The organism is Acinetobacter sp. YH16053 (genome assembly GCF_013417035.1).
GTDB classification, from domain to species: Bacteria; Pseudomonadota; Gammaproteobacteria; order Pseudomonadales; family Moraxellaceae; genus Acinetobacter; species Acinetobacter towneri.
Map to the genome: position 1 here is coordinate 39016 of NZ_VPEP01000009.1, position 20513 is coordinate 59528.

The 20513-nt window shown below is 42.4% G+C and carries 21 protein-coding genes; 8 read left to right on the plus strand and 13 right to left on the minus strand.

The annotated features are described in order from the left end of the window. Window position 1: 1 nt before the first annotated feature. The 6 genes from FTV43_RS08800 to FTV43_RS08825 all read right to left on the minus strand — a co-directional run bounded on the left by FTV43_RS08800 (window position 2) and on the right by FTV43_RS08825 (window position 7333). Window positions 2-706 (minus strand): CoA transferase subunit A, encoded by a 705-nt coding sequence (locus tag FTV43_RS08800; protein ID WP_004971542.1) that lies wholly within the window; start codon window positions 704-706, stop codon window positions 2-4. A gap of 101 nt (window positions 707-807) precedes the next feature. Beyond that, on the minus strand, window positions 808-1710 hold the full coding sequence (locus FTV43_RS08805) for a hydroxymethylglutaryl-CoA lyase (protein ID WP_096901054.1): 903 nt from the start codon (window positions 1708-1710) through the stop codon (window positions 808-810). Further along, window positions 1707-3701 carry an acetyl/propionyl/methylcrotonyl-CoA carboxylase subunit alpha gene (locus tag FTV43_RS08810; RefSeq protein ID WP_167845930.1) on the minus strand — a complete coding sequence of 665 codons (1995 nt, stop codon included), beginning with the start codon at window positions 3699-3701 and terminating at the stop codon, window positions 1707-1709. The genes FTV43_RS08805 and FTV43_RS08810 overlap by 4 nt, the downstream gene beginning before the upstream one ends. Before the next feature lie 15 nt (window positions 3702-3716). Next, window positions 3717-4514, minus strand: coding sequence for an enoyl-CoA hydratase/isomerase family protein (locus FTV43_RS08815; RefSeq protein ID WP_179995353.1), 798 nt, complete (start codon window positions 4512-4514; stop codon window positions 3717-3719). An 11-nt stretch (window positions 4515-4525) separates the two neighbouring features. After that, window positions 4526-6127, minus strand: coding sequence for a carboxyl transferase domain-containing protein (locus FTV43_RS08820; protein ID WP_131261348.1), 1602 nt, complete (start codon window positions 6125-6127; stop codon window positions 4526-4528). Between the two features lie 33 nt (window positions 6128-6160). Beyond that, window positions 6161-7333, minus strand: coding sequence for an isovaleryl-CoA dehydrogenase (locus FTV43_RS08825; RefSeq protein WP_179995354.1), 1173 nt, complete (start codon window positions 7331-7333; stop codon window positions 6161-6163). A 148-nt stretch (window positions 7334-7481) separates the two neighbouring features. Between FTV43_RS08825 and FTV43_RS08830 the strand changes: the two genes are divergently transcribed. From FTV43_RS08830 to FTV43_RS08855, 6 genes are all read left to right on the plus strand, one after another. Continuing rightward, window positions 7482-8108, plus strand: coding sequence for a TetR/AcrR family transcriptional regulator (locus FTV43_RS08830; RefSeq protein WP_004971526.1), 627 nt, complete (start codon window positions 7482-7484; stop codon window positions 8106-8108). 83 nt (window positions 8109-8191) lie between these two features. After that, a complete protein-coding gene (locus tag FTV43_RS08835; RefSeq protein WP_179995355.1) occupies window positions 8192-9880 on the plus strand; it encodes an AMP-binding protein in 1689 nt (562 codons plus the stop codon). Window positions 9881-10071: 191 nt separating this feature from the next. Continuing rightward, window positions 10072-11064: a biotin synthase BioB gene (gene bioB / locus FTV43_RS08840; protein ID WP_179995356.1), complete on the plus strand. Its 993-nt coding sequence runs from the start codon at window positions 10072-10074 to the stop codon at window positions 11062-11064. A 60-nt stretch (window positions 11065-11124) separates the two neighbouring features. Next, entirely contained in the window at window positions 11125-11811 is a 687-nt protein-coding gene (locus tag FTV43_RS08845) for a class I SAM-dependent methyltransferase (protein ID WP_179995357.1), read from the plus strand. 97 nt (window positions 11812-11908) lie between these two features. Beyond that, on the plus strand, window positions 11909-12706 hold the full coding sequence (locus tag FTV43_RS08850; RefSeq protein ID WP_168419157.1) for a thioesterase family protein: 798 nt from the start codon (window positions 11909-11911) through the stop codon (window positions 12704-12706). Window positions 12707-12810: 104 nt separating this feature from the next. Beyond that, on the plus strand, window positions 12811-13587 hold the full coding sequence (locus FTV43_RS08855) for a Rossmann-like and DUF2520 domain-containing protein (protein WP_179995358.1): 777 nt from the start codon (window positions 12811-12813) through the stop codon (window positions 13585-13587). Window positions 13588-13656: 69 nt separating this feature from the next. Here FTV43_RS08855 and trmB read toward each other — a convergent pair whose 3' ends face one another. Together trmB and FTV43_RS08865 are read right to left on the minus strand one after the other, a co-directional pair. Continuing rightward, entirely contained in the window at window positions 13657-14373 is a 717-nt protein-coding gene (gene trmB / locus FTV43_RS08860) for a tRNA (guanosine(46)-N7)-methyltransferase TrmB (RefSeq protein ID WP_004971514.1), read from the minus strand. Window positions 14374-14558: 185 nt separating this feature from the next. Continuing rightward, a complete protein-coding gene (locus FTV43_RS08865) occupies window positions 14559-16010 on the minus strand; it encodes a SulP family inorganic anion transporter (RefSeq protein WP_179995359.1) in 1452 nt (483 codons plus the stop codon). A gap of 218 nt (window positions 16011-16228) precedes the next feature. On the opposite strand from FTV43_RS08865, the gene FTV43_RS08870 reads away from it, so the two are divergent. Beyond that, window positions 16229-16840 carry a glutathione binding-like protein gene (locus tag FTV43_RS08870; RefSeq protein ID WP_096902535.1) on the plus strand — a complete coding sequence of 204 codons (612 nt, stop codon included), beginning with the start codon at window positions 16229-16231 and terminating at the stop codon, window positions 16838-16840. Window positions 16841-16940: 100 nt separating this feature from the next. Here the strand turns inward: FTV43_RS08870 and FTV43_RS08875 are convergent, their stop codons facing one another. The 5 genes from FTV43_RS08875 to FTV43_RS08895 form a co-directional block, all read right to left on the minus strand. Next, window positions 16941-17723: a thiazole synthase gene (locus FTV43_RS08875; RefSeq protein WP_004971502.1), complete on the minus strand. Its 783-nt coding sequence runs from the start codon at window positions 17721-17723 to the stop codon at window positions 16941-16943. Between the two features lie 13 nt (window positions 17724-17736). After that, a complete protein-coding gene (thiS, locus tag FTV43_RS08880) occupies window positions 17737-17934 on the minus strand; it encodes a sulfur carrier protein ThiS (protein WP_004971499.1) in 198 nt (65 codons plus the stop codon). Between the two features lie 42 nt (window positions 17935-17976). Then, entirely contained in the window at window positions 17977-18342 is a 366-nt protein-coding gene (locus tag FTV43_RS08885; RefSeq protein ID WP_131261341.1) for a DUF423 domain-containing protein, read from the minus strand. 170 nt (window positions 18343-18512) lie between these two features. Then, entirely contained in the window at window positions 18513-19382 is an 870-nt protein-coding gene (rpoH, locus tag FTV43_RS08890) for an RNA polymerase sigma factor RpoH (RefSeq protein WP_004971496.1), read from the minus strand. A 165-nt stretch (window positions 19383-19547) separates the two neighbouring features. Further along, complete coding sequence (locus FTV43_RS08895) at window positions 19548-19802, minus strand: sulfurtransferase TusA family protein (protein WP_179995360.1); 255 nt, start codon at window positions 19800-19802, stop codon at window positions 19548-19550. Between the two features lie 476 nt (window positions 19803-20278). Between FTV43_RS08895 and FTV43_RS08900 the strand changes: the two genes are divergently transcribed. Further along, complete coding sequence (locus tag FTV43_RS08900; protein WP_004648643.1) at window positions 20279-20491, plus strand: cold-shock protein; 213 nt, start codon at window positions 20279-20281, stop codon at window positions 20489-20491. Window positions 20492-20513: the final 22 nt, after the last annotated feature.

Sequence of the window (20513 nt, forward strand, 5' to 3'; positions counted from 1 at the left end):
CTTAAGCCTCCGCCTTTAAAGTCATTTGTTCAATCCGTTTTTCTGGGCTTGCATTGAGGACAATGCGGTTCACATAAATACCAGCTAAGTGGATTTCGTCGGGGTCTAAATCGCCAATTTCAACGATTTGTTCAACTTCGGCAATGGTGATTTTGCCTGCCATAGCACAAACAGGATTAAAGTTTTGTGCTGTTTTACGGAAAATAAGATTACCCGCTTTATCTGCTTTGTAGGCTTTGACCAAAGCGACATCTGCAGTCAAAGATTCTTCTAAAATATAATCTTTGCCGTTAAATTCACGGACTTCTTTGCCTTCTGCAATGACAGTGCCTACACCTGTTGGGGTGAAAAATGCAGGAATACCTGCACCGCCTGCGCGTAGTTTTTCTGCCAGTGTGCCTTGCGGGGTGAGTTCAACTTCCAATTCACCGCTTAAAAACTGGCGTTCAAATTCTTTATTTTCGCCGACATAAGATGAAATCATTTTTTTGATTTGTTTGGTTTCAAGCAATAAGCCTAAACCAAAACCATCGACGCCAGCGTTATTAGAAATACAAGTCAGTTGTTTGACGCCTGTATCTTTTAACGCAGCAATCAAGGCTTCAGGAATACCGCATAAACCAAAACCGCCCACCGCCAAGGTATGCCCATCTTGAACCACGCCATTTAATGCAGCTTGTGCGCTGTCATATACTTTATTGGACATTTGTCACCTCTATTTATTCTCTGCACGGCATTCACTTGCCATGTTGTGTTGTTGTCATCCTTGTCGCTTATGTTCCAAAGTTATTGAGGATGAAATGGGTTTTAAGCACAAACCTTTTGCCAGTAGGCATTGGCATAGTGAGATGGATTATCACGCTGTAAGATATTGCTGATGTTGCGACTGGCTTGCATCAGCGGCTCTAACCGCACACCTGTTTCAAAACCCATCTTGGACAGTAAATAGTACAAGTCTTCGGTAGACACATTGCCCGATGCACCTTTGGCATACGGACAGCCACCCAAACCAGCAATGGATGAATCAAATACACGAATTCCTTGTAAGAGCGATTGATAAATATTGGCAATCGCCATGCCGTAAGTATTGTGAAAATGACCTGCTAAAACTTTGGCATCGACCTCTGCCAAACATGCATCCCAGACTTTTTGCACACGGTCAGGGGTTGCTGTACCAATGGTTTCACCCAAAGACACTTCATAGCAGCCCATGTCCAATAATTGCTGTGTGACTTTTGCGACTTGTTTCGGGTCAATTGCGCCTTCATAAGGACAGTCCACCATACAAGATACATAACCACGCACGCGAATGTTGTGCGCTTTGGCTTGACGCATGACATCGCTAAATTTTTCCAAACTTTCTTCAATTGAACAGTTGATATTTTTTCGGGTAAAGCTTTCAGAAGCGGCGGTAAACACGGCAACTTCTTTGCAACCCACCGCCAAAGCCGACTCAAAACCTTTTGAGTTTGGGGTCAGTAAACTGAATTGAATGTTTGGGTTTTGTGGCAGGCTGGCAAACAGCACATCGCTGTCTGCCATTTGCGGTACCCATTTGGCCGATACGCAAGAACCGACCTCAATGCTGCTTAAACCTGTTTGCATTAAATCCAAAATCAGGTTTTTACGGTCTGCCAAAGTGAGTGGCGTTTTCTCATTTTGCAGACCATCTCGTGGGCCAACCTCTACAATTTTGACAAATTCAGTCATGCAACTTCCTCCGTCAAGGCTTCAAATTCAACCAGTTCATCGCCTGCTTTGACCTGATCGCCCGCTTGGAAGTACGAACTTGCCACAATGCCATCGAAAGGCGCACGAATTGAATATTCAATTTTCATGGCTTCCAGTGTCATCAGTACATCATCTTTTTTCACACGGGCATTGGCTGCCACCAAAACTTGGGTGATTACACCCGGCATTGGTGCAGTCAGATTGTTGGCATTGTCTTGTTGATCATCGCTGTTAAAGTTTGCTTGTACATAGCTAAACACATGACGCTGACCGTTTTGGAACAGGGTGATGCCTTGCGCATGTTGGTTAAATGCTATTTTTTGTTGCTGACCATTGATACAAACCTGTAGACGATGTGCATCCAAAAGCTCGCCTTGAACGCTCAGCGTTTGCCCATTGTAATGAGCCTCAAAACCAGAAGTGCATGGTTTTAACTGGATTTTGAGTGTTTGGTCATTGCACTGTAATTGCACTGTGTGGGCGCTTTGCTGATTTAAGCGCCAGAAGTGGTCTTTTTGCCAAACCGCGTTGTTTGCCGCTTTGTTGTTTTGAATACGAGAAAGTACATCAATTAACGCAGCTGCAACGACAGTTTCTGTAGCGACTTCAGGTTTTGCGTTAAGTAAAAATGCTTCCTCACGTTGAATAAGCCCTGTATCCAAATTGGCATGTTTAAAGGAATCACACAGCACCAAACGATCCAAGAATGCAATGTTGTTGCCTAAACCATCGACGTGGAACTGACCTAAAGCATGGTGCATTTGCGTTAATGCTGCTTCACGGTTTTTACCCCAAACAATCAGTTTGGCAATCATTGGGTCGTAGTAGGTGCTGATTTCATCACCTTCGACAATCCCGCTATCGACACGTACGGCATCATTTTGCTCTGGATAATGCAGATAGCTGATTTGACCAATGGCAGGAATAAAGCCTTTTTCTGGTTCTTCGGCATACACACGCGCTTCAAGGGCATGACCATGAATTTGCAATTCATGTTGCTGTTTTGGCAATGGCTCACCAAAAGCAACTCGCAATTGCCACTCAACCAAGTCTTGCCCTGTAATCATTTCTGTGACGGGGTGTTCGACCTGCAAGCGGGTATTCATTTCCATGAAATAAGCAGTACCGTCTTGCTCGACAATAAACTCTACCGTACCTGCGCCCACGTAATTTACAGCACGTGCGGCATCAATTGCGGCTTGGCGCATAGTTTCGAGTTTATCTTCTGGCATTTTTGGTGCAGGTGCTTCTTCAAGCACTTTTTGGTGGCGACGTTGTACCGAGCAATCACGTTCAAACAAATGCACGTAGTTGCCGTGAGTATCGCCAAAAACCTGTACTTCAATATGACGTGGTTGAATCACATAGCGTTCAATCAGCACATCTTCATTACCAAAGCTAGAACGTGCTTCACTTTTACATGAAGCGAGTGAGCTGAGAAAGTCTTCACTGCGTTCTACTAAACGCATGCCTTTACCGCCACCGCCTGCACTGGCTTTAATGAGCACAGGATAACCAATGCTGTCGGCTTGTTGCTTTAAAAATGCCGCATCTTGATTGCTGCCGTGGTAGCCCGGAGTTAGTGGCACACCTGCTTTTTCCATCAAGGCTTTAGAGGTTGCTTTTAGACCCATCGCCAAAATGGCTTCAACTGGCGGGCCAATAAAAACAATATTGTTGTCTTTACAGGCAAGTGCGAATTGGTCATTTTCAGATAAGAAACCATAACCCGGGTGAATCGCTTGTGCACCTGTGCTTTTGGCTGCCTGAATAATACGTTCAACTTGCAAATAACTTTGTGCCGCAGGCGATTCACCAATATAAATGGCTTCGTCTGCCAGTTTAACGTGTTGTGATTGCGCATCGGCATCTGAATACACCGCGACAGTCGCAATCCCAAGTTTTTTTGCGGTACGAATTACACGGCAGGCAATTTCACCACGGTTGGCAATTAAAATCTTTTCAAACATCGTGCGATCCTTCTTTTATTCTGCCGTGGTCTTGATCCAAGCCGGGCTTTGTTTATTTAAAAAAGCATTTAAGCCATTTTTCGCCTCAGTTCCTTGGCGAACATGTGCAATATGCTGTGCAGTTTGTTGGAGTAAATCTTCGGTCAAAACTTGATGATTAACCATCTGAATCAGTTGTTTAGAAGCATGTTGCGCTTCTGGGCCACCAAGCAATAAGGCTTGCACAATTTCATCAATTTTGCTGTCTAAGTCTTCGGCTGAAGTGACTTCATGCGCTAAACCAATTTGCTGTGCCTGTTCTGCAGAAATACGCTCTGCCGTTAAAAAGTAACGTGATGCCTGACGTGCGCCAATCGCACGAATGACGTAAGGGCTAATGGTAGATGGTGCTAAACCTAAACGTACTTCAGAGGTCGCAAACTTGGCATCGGTGCTGGCAACGCAAATATCACAGGCAGCTGCCAAACCCATACCACCACCAAAGGCAATACCATGCACACGGGCAATAGTCGGTTGTTTTAACGTCGCTAAACTTTGCAGCATTTTTGCCAGTTTTAGGGCATCGGCTTGATTTTCTGCTTCAGAGGCTTGACCTGCCTGTTTCATCCAGTTCAGGTCTGCGCCTGCAGAGAAGCTTTTGCCGCGTCCAGCTAAAATCACCACACGCACATCCTCACGCGTATTCAACTGCAGAAAGCAGGCATGTAATTCTTCAATCACTTGGGTATTGAAGGCATTGTGAAGCTCCGCACGATTAATCCAAACCGTAGCCACTTGGTTGTTCTGTTCGAGCTGTAAAAACTGATAATCCATTTTGTCACCTCTTACATGCGGAACACGCCAAACTTGGTCGGTTGGATTGGGGCATTTAGAGCAGCAGCCAAACTTAAAGCCAACACTTCACGCGACTGAGCAGGATCAATCACACCGTCATCCCATAAACGTGCAGACGCATAATATGGATGACCCTGACGTTCGTATTGTTCACGAATTGGCTGTTTGAACTGATCTTCTTCTTCTGCAGACCAGCTACCACCTTTGGCTTCAATCTGATCACGCTTTAAGGTAGACAATACGCTCGATGCTTGTTCGCCACCCATCACTGAAATACGTGAGTTTGGCCATGTCCACATAAAACGTGGTGAATAAGCACGACCACACATCCCGTAGTTACCTGCACCAAAAGAACCGCCAATCACCAAAGTCAGTTTAGGCACATTGGCTGTGGCAACCGCCATCACCAGTTTGGCACCATTTTTGGCAATGCCTTCATTTTCATATTGGCGTCCAACCATGAAGCCTGTGATATTTTGAATAAATAACAGGGGAATGTTGCGTTGGGTGCATAGTTCAATAAAGTGTGCGCCTTTTTGTGCCGACTCGGAAAATAAAATACCGTTGTTGGCAATAATCCCGACAGGCATACCATATAGTTTGGCAAAACCTGTAATTAATGTGGTGCCAAAGCGCGCTTTAAATTCATCAAAACGTGAACCATCGACAATACGGGCAATCACTTCACGTACATCAAACGGTTTACGCGCGTCAGTCGGAACAATGCCATACAGTTCAGAGGCATCGAATAATGGTGCTTCTATATGCTCAGGCTGCGGGTTTGGCTTTTTATTTAAATTGGCAACGATGTTGCGGGCAATTGCCAAGGCATGTTCATCATTTTCTGCCAAATGATCGGCTACACCTGAAAGGCGAGTGTGTACATCGCCACCACCCAAGTCTTCGCTGCTAACCACTTCACCTGTTGCGGCTTTAACCAGCGGTGGGCCGCCCAAGAAAATTGTCCCCTGATTACGCACAATGATGGTTTCATCTGACATGGCAGGGACATACGCACCGCCTGCGGTACAACTTCCCATCACAACGGCAATTTGGGCAATGCCCATGCTCGACATACGCGCTTGGTTATAGAAAATGCGTCCGAAATGATCACGGTCTGGAAAGACTTCATCTTGTAGCGGCAAATATGCACCGCCAGAATCGACCAAATAAATACAAGTCAGGTGATTCTGTTCGGCAATTTCCTGTGCGCGTAAATGCTTTTTCACAGTCAGTGGATAGTACGTTCCACCTTTTACTGTGGCATCGTTGGCAATGATCATGCAGGTCACGCCATTCACTTGACCGACACCCGCCACTACACCCGCAGCAGGGACATCATCCTGATAGACCTGATAAGCGGCCAACTGACCAATTTCAATAAATGCAGTACCCGGATCGATCAGGTGGTCAATCCGTTCACGTGGCAGTAATTTGCCACGGTCTAAATGTTTTTGGCGTGCAGTTTCGCCACCACCCAAAGCAATTTTTTGGACTTTTTCTCTGAGGTCATCGACTAGGCTTTGCATCGCAGCTTGGTTGTTTTTAAACTCGTCGCTGCGAATATTAATTTTGCTCTGTAATTGATTCATGCCAACATCCTTGTCTATTCTTGTGATTTATTTTTAGGCAGTTTCGTTAAACAATTCACGGCCAATCAACATACGGCGAATTTCTGAAGTACCCGCACCAATTTCATAGAGTTTGGCATCACGCCATAAACGTCCTGCAGAGAACTCATTGATATAGCCATTACCGCCCAAGGTTTGAATGGTTTCACCTGCCATCCATGTGGCTTTTTCGGCAGCGTATAAAATGGCACTGGCTGCATCTTTACGTAAACTACGGCTGTGTTCAGCTTTGTCACATTCTGCGCCAACGGCATAGACCAGTGCTTTACATGCCAACCAAGTCGAATACATATCGGCAATTTTGCCTTGCATAAGCTGGAATTCACCCAATGCCTGACCAAACTGTTTACGCTCATGAATATAAGGAATCACGGTATCCATGCAGGCATCCATAATACCTAGCGGCCCTGCACTTAAAACTGCACGTTCATAGTCCAGTCCACTCATTAGTACTTTTGTACCATTGCCCACACCGCCCAAGACGTTTTCTTTTGGTACTTCAACATTGTCAAAGAACAATGGATAGGTATTTGAGCCGCGCATCCCGAGTTTGTCTAAATGGCTGCCGTGGCTAAAACCTGACATGGTTTTTTCAATTAAGAAAGCAGTCATACCTTTGGCGCCTGCCTGTAAGTCAGTTTTGGCATACACCACCAAAACATCGGCATCACCGCCATTGGTAATCCACATTTTTGAGCCGTTGAGCAAGTAATGATCGCCTTTATCTTCAGCTTTCAGTTTCATGCTAACCACGTCTGAGCCTGCATTTGGTTCAGACATTGCCAAAGCGCCGATGTAATCGCCTGAAATCAGTTTTGGTAAATAGCGTTGCTTCTGTTCTTCTGTCCCATTTCGCTTAATTTGGTTCACACATAGGTTAGAATGAGCACCGTAAGACAAACCAATGGATGCTGATGCACGAGAAATTTCTTGCATGGCAATGATGTGAGCTAAATAGCCTAAGTTAGTGCCGCCGTATTCTTCACTCACGGTTAAGCCAAGTAAGCCCATATCGCCAAATTTTTTCCAAAGCTGGGCAGGGAATTCGTTATCACGATCAACCTGTTGAGCAATGGGTGCAATTTCCTTTGCACAAAAAGCAGCGATTGAATCGCGCAGGGCGATTAAGGTTTCATCTAAGCCGAAGTCTAAGCTTTGTAAAATCATGTGTTCATCCATCCTGTGGTTATATTTGTTGTTCCTAAAACAAGCATTGTTGTTGTGCTTAGGTTCTAACATACATCGAAAATTTAAAAAAGTGAACTAAAATTCACAAAATGATTTACAATTCATTTTATCTGGTTGAGAATAAGATATGAGTTATAAAAGATCATCATTGATGCAGGAACGTATGGAACAAAATCGCATGGCGATTTTAGATTCTGCTCGTGAACTTATTGCTCATGGGGGCTTTAAAGAAGCGTCTATCCAAGCCATTGCAGAACGCGCAGGCGTATCTACAGGTTTGGTGTATCGCTACTTTGAAAATAAAAGTCAGATTTTGATTGAAGTTTTATCGGATGCGATTCGTCGTGAGGTCGAAATTTTGGACCACATTGCGAAGTCAGATTTAAGTGCAAAACAAAAATTGCAAAAATCTGTCACCACTTTTGTGAAGCGTGCGATGAACAGCCCTCAATTGGCGTATTCGTTAATGTTCGAGCCTGTAGACCCAGAAATGGAACATGAGCGTTTTCGCAGTAAACAACTGATCAAACAGAGCATCAAGGAAATTTTGGCTGAAGGAAAAGTCAATGGTGAGTTTGATTTTGAAGATTTGAACACTGCTGCTTTAGGTGTGGTTGGCTCCATGACCTTTGTAGTGATTGAACCTTTAAACCCGTCTCGCAATGTGATGTTTGATCAAAATTATAAAGATTACTTTGTCAAACAAATTGCCGACTTTTGTGTAAATGCAGTGCGAAAACAGCAGGGAGGGTAGTAAAAACAACGCACAAAACAGGCAAAAAGTAATCGTCGTCATAATGGAAAACAGAATTACAAAGAATCAAGGAGATCGATTCAATGACACAAGTACGGTTAAGTTATGCCTATGGCACCAGTAATCAGCCTTTGTTAGGCATGACCATTGGTGAAAAGTTTGATCAGGCTTGCCAGCAATATGCAGATCAGGATGCTTTGGTAAGCGTGCATCAAAATGTGCGTCTGACCTATAAGCAACTACAGCAACAGGTCAATGCCTTTGCCTGTAGTTTGTTAAAACTCGGTTTTAAAAAAGGTGACCGCCTTGCCATTTGGTCTCCGAATTGTGTGGAATGGACGATCACTCAATTCGCAGCCTTTAAGGCAGGGGTGATTTTGGTGAATTTAAACCCAGCCTATAAAAGCAATGAACTGGAATTTGTGCTCAACAAAGTTTCCTGTAAAGGTTTGGTAATTGCATCGCAGTTTAAAAGTACCAACTATCAGGACATCTTAACGAAAATTGCCCCAGAGCTGTGTCAGGCAGACAATAAAGTCCTCAACGCCAAGCGTTTACCGCATTTAAAGCATGTGATTAAAATTGATGATCAAGCACATACAGGAATGCATCGTTTTCAGGATTTATTGACAGCTCCAACCACACACATGCTGAAAAAACTGCAACACATTGCTAGTGAGTTGCAGTTCGATGAAACCATTAACATTCAATTTACCTCAGGCACGACGGGCAATCCGAAAGGCACTATGCTGACCCACAACAACATTTTAAATAATGGTTACTTTGTAGGAGAAGCAATTCATTTAAGTCCACAAGACCGTGTTTGTATTTCCGTACCGCTGTTTCACTGCTTTGGTATGGTGATGGGCAATTTAGCGTGTATCACACATGGTTCAACCATGGTCTATCCATCGGCAGTGTTTAACCCGCTCGATACCTTAAAAGCCATTCAGCAAGAAAAATGTACAGCTGCTTACGGCGTACCGACCATGTTTATTGCCATTTTAGAGCATGAACAGTTTGATGAATTTAATTTATCTAGCTTGCGCACAGGCATTATGGCAGGCAGTCCGTGTCCGCAAGAAATTATGCAACGCGTCATCGACCGTATGCACATGGCGCAAATCACCATTTGTTATGGCATGACCGAAACAGCACCTGTGAGCGCACAAAGTTCGACTGAAGATTCTGTGGAGCGTCGTGTCAGTACGGTGGGGCGTGTACATCCACATCTGGAAGTAAAAATTGTCGATGAAGAAGGCAAAGTCGTGCCGCGCGGACAGTTAGGAGAATTGTGTGTGCGTGGTTATTCAGTCATGCTGGGTTACTGGGATGAACATGACAAAACCCAAGAAGTCATTGATGTTGCACGTTGGATGCACACAGGCGACATTGCAGAAATGGATGATGAAGGCTTTGTAAAAATCAAAGGTCGCATTAAAGATGTGGTGATTCGTGGCGGTGAAAACCTGTTCCCGAAAGAAATTGAAGATTTCTTATATACTCACGATGCGGTCTGCGATGTGCAAGTAATTGGCGTGCCAGATCATCGTTATGGTGAAGAACTATGTGCCTGTATTATTTTGCATGAACACCATATATGTACCGAAGAGGCAATTCGCCAATACTGTGCAGAACACATTTCACACAATAAAGTCCCACGTTATGTGCGCTTCTTTAGTGAATTTCCAATGACCGCTTCAGGCAAGGCACAGAAATTTAAATTACGTGAATTTATGCGTGAAGAATTAAATTTAAAGGAAATTGCTTAAGGCATTATTTCAGCTATTTACTGCTGCAAGATCGACCTTTTAATTTTGTCAGCACACACCCTTTATTTCTCACGCAGAGATAAAGGGATACTCTATACAGGAATAATCACACTAAAAATATATCGCATGCTCGGCTTAATAAAAGATGGCACAAGTTTAAGCATGATGCGTGATAATCAAGGATGAAAATAATGACCGTACGCAATGATTGGACTCGAGAAGAAATTCAGCAGTTATATGAACAGCCTTTTCTGGATTTAGTCTTTGAAGCACAGCGTGTGCATCGCCAACATTTTGCTGCCAATACCGTACAAGTCAGTACCTTATTGTCTATTAAAACAGGCAAATGCCCTGAAGACTGTAAATATTGCTCGCAGTCTGCGCATTATGATTCACAGCTTGAAGCTGAAAAACGTATTGCAGTGGATAAAGTCATTCAGGAAGCCAAAGAAGCTTTAGCATCAGGTTCTTCACGTTTTTGTATGGGCGCTGCTTGGCGTAATCCGCATGAACGCGATATGCCCTATGTTCTGGAAATGGTGCGTGAAGTCAAAGCTCTGGGCTTAGAAACTTGCATGACTTTGGGGATGTTAAACCAATCTCAGGCAGAACGTTTAAAAGATGCAGGCTTAGATTATTACAACCACAACCTAGACACCTCGCGTGAGTATTATCCTAATGTGATTAGTACCCGCTGTTTTGATGATCGCTTAAACACTTTGGATATTGTGCGTCAAACAGGTATGAAAGTATGTAGTGGCGGTATTGTCGGTTTAGGTGAAGATACCCAAGACCGTATTGGTTTATTACATGAATTAGCGACTTTACCGTTACATCCTGAATCTGTGCCGATCAATATGTTAGTTCCGATTGAAGGTACACCATTGGCTGAAGTAGAAAAACTGGATGTGATTGAGTGGATTCGTACCATTGCAGTTGCACGTATTATCATGCCAAACAGTTATATTCGTTTATCTGCAGGGCGTGAATCATTATCTGATTCAGATCAGGCGTTGGCATTCATGGCAGGTGCGAACTCGTTATTCTCAGGTGAAAAGCTTTTGACCACACCAAATGCAGGCGAAGGCAAAGACAAACAACTATTCCAAAAATTAGGTTTAGTCCCAGAACGTGCCAAACCAACCGTTGCAGAATTATCTGTAGATGCAATGGCAGTGGCTTAAGCCGCTTTTAAAAAAAATATTAAGTTTTGATGTTAGTAAATTAAATAAGAATCATGTGATATGGCAAAAGATTTTCACAGTGCAAACGTGGTTGCAGGCTATGACAGTCATATTCGGAAACTCATTCCTGGCTATGAATTGGTACATCAGCAACTCAATGCGATTTTAAGCAGTCATTTGCCTGAAAATGCACAGCTTTTAGTAGTGGGTTGTGGCACAGGTTATGAGTTGCAGTATTTGTTGCAGCAGCATCCGCAGTGGCAATTTAGCGCAATCGACCCATCTTTAAGTATGTTGCACCAGGCAGAAAAAAATATTCAGTCTGTGGCAGGGTATGAACGTGTCCGTTTTATACAGGCAGACACGCAGCAATTTGCTCAGCAAGCACAGGTAGAAAACTTGCAGTTTGATGCGGCATTAGCGATTTTGGTGGCGCATTTTGTACCTGTGGCAGAAAAAAAATCATTCTTTCAAGATATTTACCAAACATTAAAACCTAGGGGTATTTTATTAAGCTATGATCTAATGCAGCAGACTGAAAATATTGAATTACACTGGATGCAAAACTTGGCACTAGAGAGTGGTTTAACCGTGCTACAGGCAGAAAAAATGATTGCACGACTGGCCGATGATTTTCATTTAATTTCTGCAGAAGCACAGAGGTCATTACTCACTCAAGTGGGTTTTAGACAGTCTAAGACCTATTGTCAAATTATGAATTATTATGGTTTTTTTGCGCAAAAATAGGTTATAAATAATGTGATTTAACTATTAATCTCAATGCTGCAAGCAGCACTCTAAATCGTATCCACATAAAAATATTCGTATCAGGGAAAGAGGAAAAATGTCAGCATATTACACTTTACTTAACCGTGAACAGCATGCAGATGGAAGCTGTACTACGCACTATCGTTCCAATATTCATGCACAAGGTGCGTGGAATCCGCATGAGCAGCACATGGCACCTGCAACGGGTATTTTATGTGCAGAACTAGAACAGTTTATGCCACGTGATGATATGCGAATTGGTCGAGTCAGTTTAGATATTTTTGGCTTAATTGCTGCTGGGGAGTTTACGATCACTACCCGTATGATTCGTCCAGGTAAAACCATTGAATTGATTGAAGCTGAAATGTGTGCCGAAGGGAAAACCTGTATTGTGGCGCGTGCATGGAAAATGAAAACCTCAGATACACGTGCAATTGCAGGGCTAGAAGACTTACCCGTAGAAAACCCTGAATATTTGGCCAATTGGGATGGTATGCGTTGCTGGCCGGGAGGCTATATTCAAAGTATTGAAACCCGTGCGCATTTAGACCGTCGTGCAGGTAAGGGCATTGTCTGGTTAAGAAACCAATTGGAAATGGTTGAAAATCAAGCTACATCTAGTTTTGTTCGATTAATGGGCATGGTAGATACCGCCAATGGGGTCGTACCACGCCTAGACCCAAATGAAGGTTGGGGTTTTCCAAACTTGGATTTACAAATCCATTTACACCGTTTACCGCAAGGCGAATGGTTGGGCTTGGAAGTGACACAGCAATATGGTGAAGATGGAATCGGGCTGACTAGCGGAATTTTGCATGATACCCAAGGCCCATTTGGACGTAGTGAGCAGATTTTAACATTGCGCCAATTCTAAAATTGATTCAGGCTTAAACAAAAACATCAGGACGAATTGCTTCGTCCTTTTTTTATTGGCATGCTGTGTGCAGATTATTTCATCTTATTTTATCTGAAAATATTATGCGAATTAGTTTGATTGGTGCAGGGCGCGTTGCACATCATTTGGCTCATGTTTTAAACGCACAGCATCAAATTGTGCAAATTTATAGCCGTAGTCTGGACAAGGCGCAGCATTTGGCTGCGCAGGTTGGCGCAGAAGCGATTGCTGAAGTAGAAAAACTTCATTCAGATCTAGATTTAGTGATTATTGCAGTGAGTGATCAGGGCATTGCACAGGTGATTCAGGAAGTTCATCGTGATTTAAATCATGTGTTGATTGTGCATACCTCTGGCAGTACTAAACTAGATATATTGCAACAGCATCATGCGCGTTCAGGGGTATTTTATCCCTTACAAACCTTTAGTTTAGAGCGTGAAATTGATTGGTCAGAAACGCCTTTATTTATAGAAGCTGCATTTGCTGAAGATCAACAGCTTTTAATGACTTTGGCAAATAGCCTAAGCAAAAGGGTTTATGCCTATACTTCAGCACAGCGTTTGAGTTTGCATTTGGCTGCGGTATTTGCCTGTAATTTTAGTAATTATTGCTATGACATGGCTAAGCAAGTAGTCGACGCTCAGCAAGTAGATTTTAGTTTGCTATATCCGCTTATTTTGGAAACTGCGCATAAAGCGACCCAGAATGATCCACGTCAAATGCAAACAGGGCCTGCCATGCGGGGCGATCACAATATTTTAAAAATGCATCAGGACTTATTGGCAGTAGGGCAGCAACATGAACTTGCCAAAGTTTATGCGATGATGAGCCAACAGATTTTAACGCGGCATCAATCTTAGTCATTTGATACGATAACACGAGTTCAAATAAAAAATGCTTCCTTGTGGAAGCATTTTTTCTAGCAGAAATTAGTTAATTTTCTTGAAGATAAAATCATTAATCTTATGACCTGCTTCAATTCCGCGGCGTTCAAACTTGGTTTGTGGACGCCATTCAGGGCGAGGGTAGCTATTGCCTTTACCCGCCAAGTTTTCTAAACGTGGACGGTTGTCCAATACATCCAGCATCCATTCTGCATACGGTTCCCAGTCGGTTGCTGCATGGAACGTACCACCTAACACTAATTTTTGCTCTACCAATTCCATGCGTTCATGAGCAACAAAACGGCGTTTGAAGTGACGTTTTTTCTGCCATGGGTCTGGGAAATATAACTGCACCGTATCAATGCTATTGTCTGGCATTTCACGCAGTACTTGAATTGCATCGGCATCTAAGACACGTAAGTTGCTTAAACCTGCTGTACCTGCTTCATAAACGCACTGTGCAATCCCTGGAATATGGACTTCAATCCCGACAAAGTTACGTTCAGGATTGGCCTGCGCCATAAGTACCAAAGAACGCCCCATCCCAAAACCAATTTCTACTGTAAGCGGGCGTTCAGGGTGTTCAAAATGCTGACGTAAATCACCAACAGGATATTCCAAAATTAAGTCGCCGTATTGTTCCAGGGCGCTACGTTGTGACGTATTCAATGGTGAAGAACGGCGCATGAACGTTACAATTTCACGATGCTCGTTGAGGTTGTCCAGCTCGACAACGTGCTGGTCTAATTGATCGTTCGACATAATTTTGGCAAATCTAATAAATTCGAATGCGGTATTTTAAGTCCTGAGCCATTGAAGTCAAATTTTTTCGCTGTTTTTCGCAGCGCCGTGCAAGATTGCGATACATCTGCATCTTTTGAGCATAAAAAATGCCGAATCATTAAGATTCAGCATTTAACATCATCAACGGTATTTTAATACAATAATTACGAATGGGTACTGTATTCATCAATTAAGGTATGACTGGCCTCATTCAATCCAATAATATGCACTTTAATTTGTTGGGCTTTAAATTTGTTCACCACGCTATTCAGCATATTTACAGAGGTAATATCCCAAATATGTGCATGCGTTAAGTCGATGGTGACATTGCTAATATCTTCTGAAAAATCAAAAAACTGATAAAACTTTTCTGAACTGCTAAAGAAAATTTGCCCTGAAATCACATATTGGCGGGTATGTTCGCCTAATAAAAATGAGCTGACTTTAACTTCACTTTCCAGTTTATTCACCAAAAATAAAGCAGAAAGCAGTACGCCAACAAAAACACCCAAAGCAAGGTTATGGGTAGCTAACACCACAATCACCACAGCTAACATGACTATATTGCTTTGTTTCGGATGCTTTTTAAAATTACGGATGGAATCCCAGTTAAAAGTCGTGAATGACACCATAATCATAATCGCAACCAAGGCTGCTATAGGAATATATGCCAACCAATCTTTGAGAAAAACCACCAAGCACAGCAAAAATACGCCTGCTGTAAGTGTAGATAGCCGTGTACGCGCCCCAGAACTGACGTTGATAATAGATTGCCCAATCATGGCACAGCCTGCCATACCGCCCATAAAGCCACTCACAATATTGGCATAACCCTGACCACGACATTCCTGATGCCGATCTGCTTCTGTGCCTGTGGCTTCATTGACAATCGTAGTGGTCATCATGGTTTCGAGTAAACCGACTGTGGCTAAGGTCATGGCATAAGGAAAAATAATAAATAAAGTTTCAAAATTCAGTGGAATGTCAGGCACTAGAAAAATAGGCAGCGTGTCGGGAAATTGTCCCAAATCGCTTACGGTACGCATATCTGCACCAAGTAATAAAGCAACCACACTCAGCACAATAATGCAGACCAAAGGCGAGGGAATGCTTTTACCAATTTTAGGAATGTATGGAAACAGATAGACTACCGCTAAACCTAATCCTACAAATAAATAGCCTAAGCCATCCATTTTCGATAATTCAGGCAGTTGCGCCACAAAAATTAAAATCGCCAAGGCATTTACAAAGCCATAAACTACCGATTGCGAAACAAAACGCATCAGTTTGGCAACTTTAAAATAGCCTGCTATAACCTGAATCAGCCCTGTGAGTACTGTTGCAGCCAATAAATATTGCAAACCATGTTCTTTGACGAGGGTAATCATCAGTAATGCCATAGCGCCTGTCGCGGCAGAAATCATGGCAGTACGCCCACCAAAAAAAGCAATCGTGACCGCAATACAGAACGATGCATATAAGCCGACTTGCGGATCGACGCCTGCTATAGCCGAAAAGGCAATTGATTCAGGAATTAATGCCAAACCTACCACTAAACCTGCCAAAACATCGGTGCGGATATTGGAAAACCATTCTTCTTTTTTCAGGCTAATCACAATCTCAATTTCATGAAACTTTAAAGGGCTGTATGTTAAAACATCTAGAGATAAAAAAGCAGGCAAAACAGACTTGAAAAAGCCTGTCTTTTGCAGGATAGTCAAAGCGTAAGGGCTTTTTAAGACATTTTCGCTTTTTTGCAATTTATAGGTTCAATCACTTGCAAGTTTGTGACAAGCGATTTACAACAGAGATAGTTATATAACAAGGATCAAATATGAAGCTTTATTATTCACCTGGCGCATGCTCTTTGGCAGCACATATTATTTTAAATGAAGTGAATGTCGATTTTGATATTGAGCGTGTAGATTTAAAAACCCATAAAACAGAAAAGGGTGCCGATTATTATGAAATTAACCCTAAAGGTTATGTACCTGCTTTAGAAATTAACCCAGGTTTAATTTTGACGGAAAACGTAGCGCTATTGCCATTTTTAGCGCAGCAAGACCCTAAACAGGATTTAATTCCGCCATCTGGTTTAGGTCGTGCTAAAGTTTTGGAATGGTTGGGTTATTTAAACTCTGAATTACATGACGCTTACGCAGTATTTTTTGGCGCGCCTTTAGATGCAGAAGCCAAAGAAAAAGCCTATGCAGAAATTGATCGTTTGTTGACTTATATTGATCAAGCGATTGCATCATCAGACCATGAATATTTGGTGGATGATAACTTTGGTCCAGCCGATGCGTATTTGTTTGTTATCACTAATTGGTCAAACTATATTGAGCATGATTTAACTCCGTATAGCCATGTGGTTGAAATCCGTAATAAAGTTGCTGCGCGTCAGTCGGTACAAATTGCTATGCGTGATGAAGGCTTGATTCCTTAATCGGCTTTTATTTGCCCAAATCGCATAATAAAAAAAGACGTTGAGTTAACACTTAACGTCTTTTTATTTGTGCTGTCGGACTTGGAAAAGACCCTAATGATTATTTAAAGAAATAACCCGTTTCAGGTGAGCTGGCATTCGCCATACGCTTACGTGGCATACGTCCTGCCAAATAAGCTTCACGTCCTGCTTCTACTGCTTTACGCATCGCAGATGCCATTAGCACTGGGTTTTGTGCTGCTGCAATTGCAGTATTCATCAGCACACCATCACAACCTAATTCCATTGCAATCGCAGCATCACTGGCAGTACCCACACCTGCATCTACCAATACAGGTACTTTGGCATTTTCTTTAATAATCGAAATGGTATGCGGGTTAAGAATACCTAAGCCTGAACCAATTAAACTACCTAATGGCATAATTGCCACGCAGCCCATACTTTCCAATTCTTGCGCCACAATCGGGTCATCGGAAGTGTAGACCATGATCTCAAAACCATCGTCAATTAGCGTGCGTGCAGCTTTTAAAGTTTCGGTGATATTTGGGTAAAGGGTTTTTTCATCGCCCAAAACTTCCAGTTTGACAAGGTTGTGACCATCTAGCAATTCACGCGCCAGCATGCAGGTGCGCACGGCACTGTTGGCATCAAAACATCCTGCTGTATTTGGCAAAATGGTGTATTTTTCTGGTGGAATCACGGAAAGTAAGTTTGGCTGATCTGGATGTTGCCCAATGTTTACACGACGAATGGCAACCGTGACAATTTCTGCGCCACTGGCTTGAATCGCCAAATCTGTTTCGGTTAAATCTTTATATTTGCCCGTACCCACCAATAAACGTGAATTAAAGGTACGTGAACCGATTTTAAAGGTATCTTGCATGGGTGCTCCGAGTTTAGCCGCCACCAACGGCATGAATAATTTCAATGCGGTCTTGATCGCAAATAGGGGTTTCGGCAAGTTTGCTTTTGGCAATAATTTTTTCGTTTTGCTCCACAGCAAAACGTTTGCCTTCTAAATCTAATGCCTGAATCAGTTGTAACAGGGTCGTGTGAGTGGTCTGTTGTGCTTCGCCATTCAGATAAATTTGCATGACCGAGAATCCATCTTCAAAATTACAAAATATAATTGAGCTTTATTTGGCATATTTCATGGCTTGCCACGCTAAGCTTAGCCAGCCTGCAATCATGAGTGCTCCACCAATTGGTGTAATCATGCCCAAGCCACGGGCTAAATCCAATGCCATGATATACAGTGAACCGCAGAAAAATAAAATACCCAGTTGAATCAGAATAAAACTGGCTTTAATAGGAAGTTGTGGAATTACTTTGGCCAATATGCCCAATGCTAAAAGTCCAAGGGCATGATAGAAAAAATAATCTGTTGCAGTTTGCCACCAAAGCAATTGCGCTTCAGTTGCACGGGCCTTTAAGCCATGTGCACCAAATGCACCGAGCATGACTGCTATAGCTAAATTCAGGGCAGAAATTGCAATCCACATACGCAAATTGACCTATTTAATTTTGCGCTTAACCTTAGCACATTTTTAGGGGCGGGAAAATCTGAGATTTGCCTGCCTGTATGTAGCTGTACCAATTAAAGACGATAAAAAAGGGCAGTTTGCCCAATTTTATTTTTCGATGTGTCTGCATCAATTTGGAGAATGTCAGTTTAGTTTGATGACATCGCCACTTTAATTTTTTCCATGGCATTTTTTTCGAGCTGACGAATACGTTCTGCCGAAACATTATATTCTGCTGCCAATTCATGCAGGGTCGATTTATCATCATCTAACCAGCGACGCTGCAAAATGTTACGTGAACGATCATCCAACTGCTCCATGGCTTCATGTAGGGCAGAAGTGCTTTGTTCTTCGTAGTCTTCGTTTTCGACCAAACGTGCAGGGTCGTAACGGTTATCTTCCAAATACAATGCAGGTGCAACATAAGTTGAACCTTCATCGTCATCATCGCCCTGTGCTTCAAAAGCTGCGTCATAAGCGGTTAAACGACCTTCCATTTCCAAGACTTGTTCTGCAGTTACATTTAAGTCATTGGCAATAGATTGTGCTTCTTCAAGCGTCAGTTTTTTGCTAGATTTTTTGAGGCTACGCAAATTAAAGAACAATTTACGCTGTGCTTTGGTGGTGGCAATTTTAACAATACGCCAGTTACGAATAACATATTCGTGAATTTCAGCTTTAATCCAATGCACGGCAAATGACACCAAACGCACGCCCATATTCGGGTCAAAGCGTTTCACGGCTTTCATTAAGCCCAAGTTGCCTTCCTGAATTAAATCGCCCTGCGGTAAACCATAGCCCGCATAACTTCGTGCAATATGCACCACAAAACGTAAATGCGACATGACCAACATTTTGGCCGCGTCTAAATCTTGATCGTAATAATAACGCTCGGCTAACTCTTTTTCTTGTTCAGCCGTTAAAATAGGAATTTGGTTAACAGTACTAATATAAGCCCCGAGGTTTACCCCTGGTGCAGATAATGACAGGGGCATCAACTGATTGCTGCTGTCACTCATGAGATCTCCTTATAGGATTAGGTAGGTAAAATAACCGATGTCTTTATCTTAATGCCAATATTCTACTTAAATAAGTAAAATTGGTGTAGATATGTAAATCTTTATAGCAATAAGCGGCGAATATTAAGTCATTAAAACAAATGAACAATCAAACAGATACGCTTATTACGATGCTTTTGGCTTGGCAACATCAATCACATAATGAAACTCTGTTGCCGAAATCTGACTTGCTTCACAGCTATATTGATGTAACTGACAATAACGCGCCACATCTCGCTGGCTATGCGGATCAGATGACTTCAATAAAAACCGTGCAGAATCTGATTGTTTAAGGGCACGTTTTAGCATCAATAAAGGCATAGGACAAGGTTGTCCCATGGCATCAATCACTATGATAGGTTGTTCAGCATCACACAGCATTGAAGTAAAAATTCGCCTTAAAAAACAGAATGATCATACTAGCAAATTTGCTCACAAATCCCAAATAAATTTCATCTGAAGCGTCGGGGCTATTCATTGCGCGGCTTACTGCGCATAAGGGCAAGAGAATTGGCTTATTTTGTGAGATATTTGCAATAAAATTTATAGATCAAAATTGTGCTAAGTCACTTAACAGAAATAAAATTTTCCATTTGTTCAACTCGTTTCAAACTGAACAAGATAAATCAAAAAAAATCTATTAATTGTCATAAAGCCGTGTTAAGCTCGATGCGTATTTAGGATTTTAGATAGACAATCGTTGTTTGTCGCCCTATTACAAATGGATGTAACCGGGATTTTGTTAATAGTTATACAGAATGATTACAAGCTTAGAAATAAAAATATTTTTAAACTTTGTTTGCTCTGCTGTTTGCAACACCGGGTGGTCCTTCTTTTTAATCAATGAGGATTAACTTATGACAGCTCGTGAACAAGGCGTAGTTAAATGGTTCAACGACACTAAAGGCTTTGGCTTTATCCAACGCAATGGCGGCGACGATGTATTCGTTCACTTCCGTGCGATCCAAGGTGACGGCCACCGTTCACTTCGTGACGGCCAACGTGTTGAATTCAGCGTAGTAAAAGGCCAAAAAGGCTTCCAAGCTGAAGAAGTACAGCCATTAGACTAATCACTCGATTATTCTAAAAAAA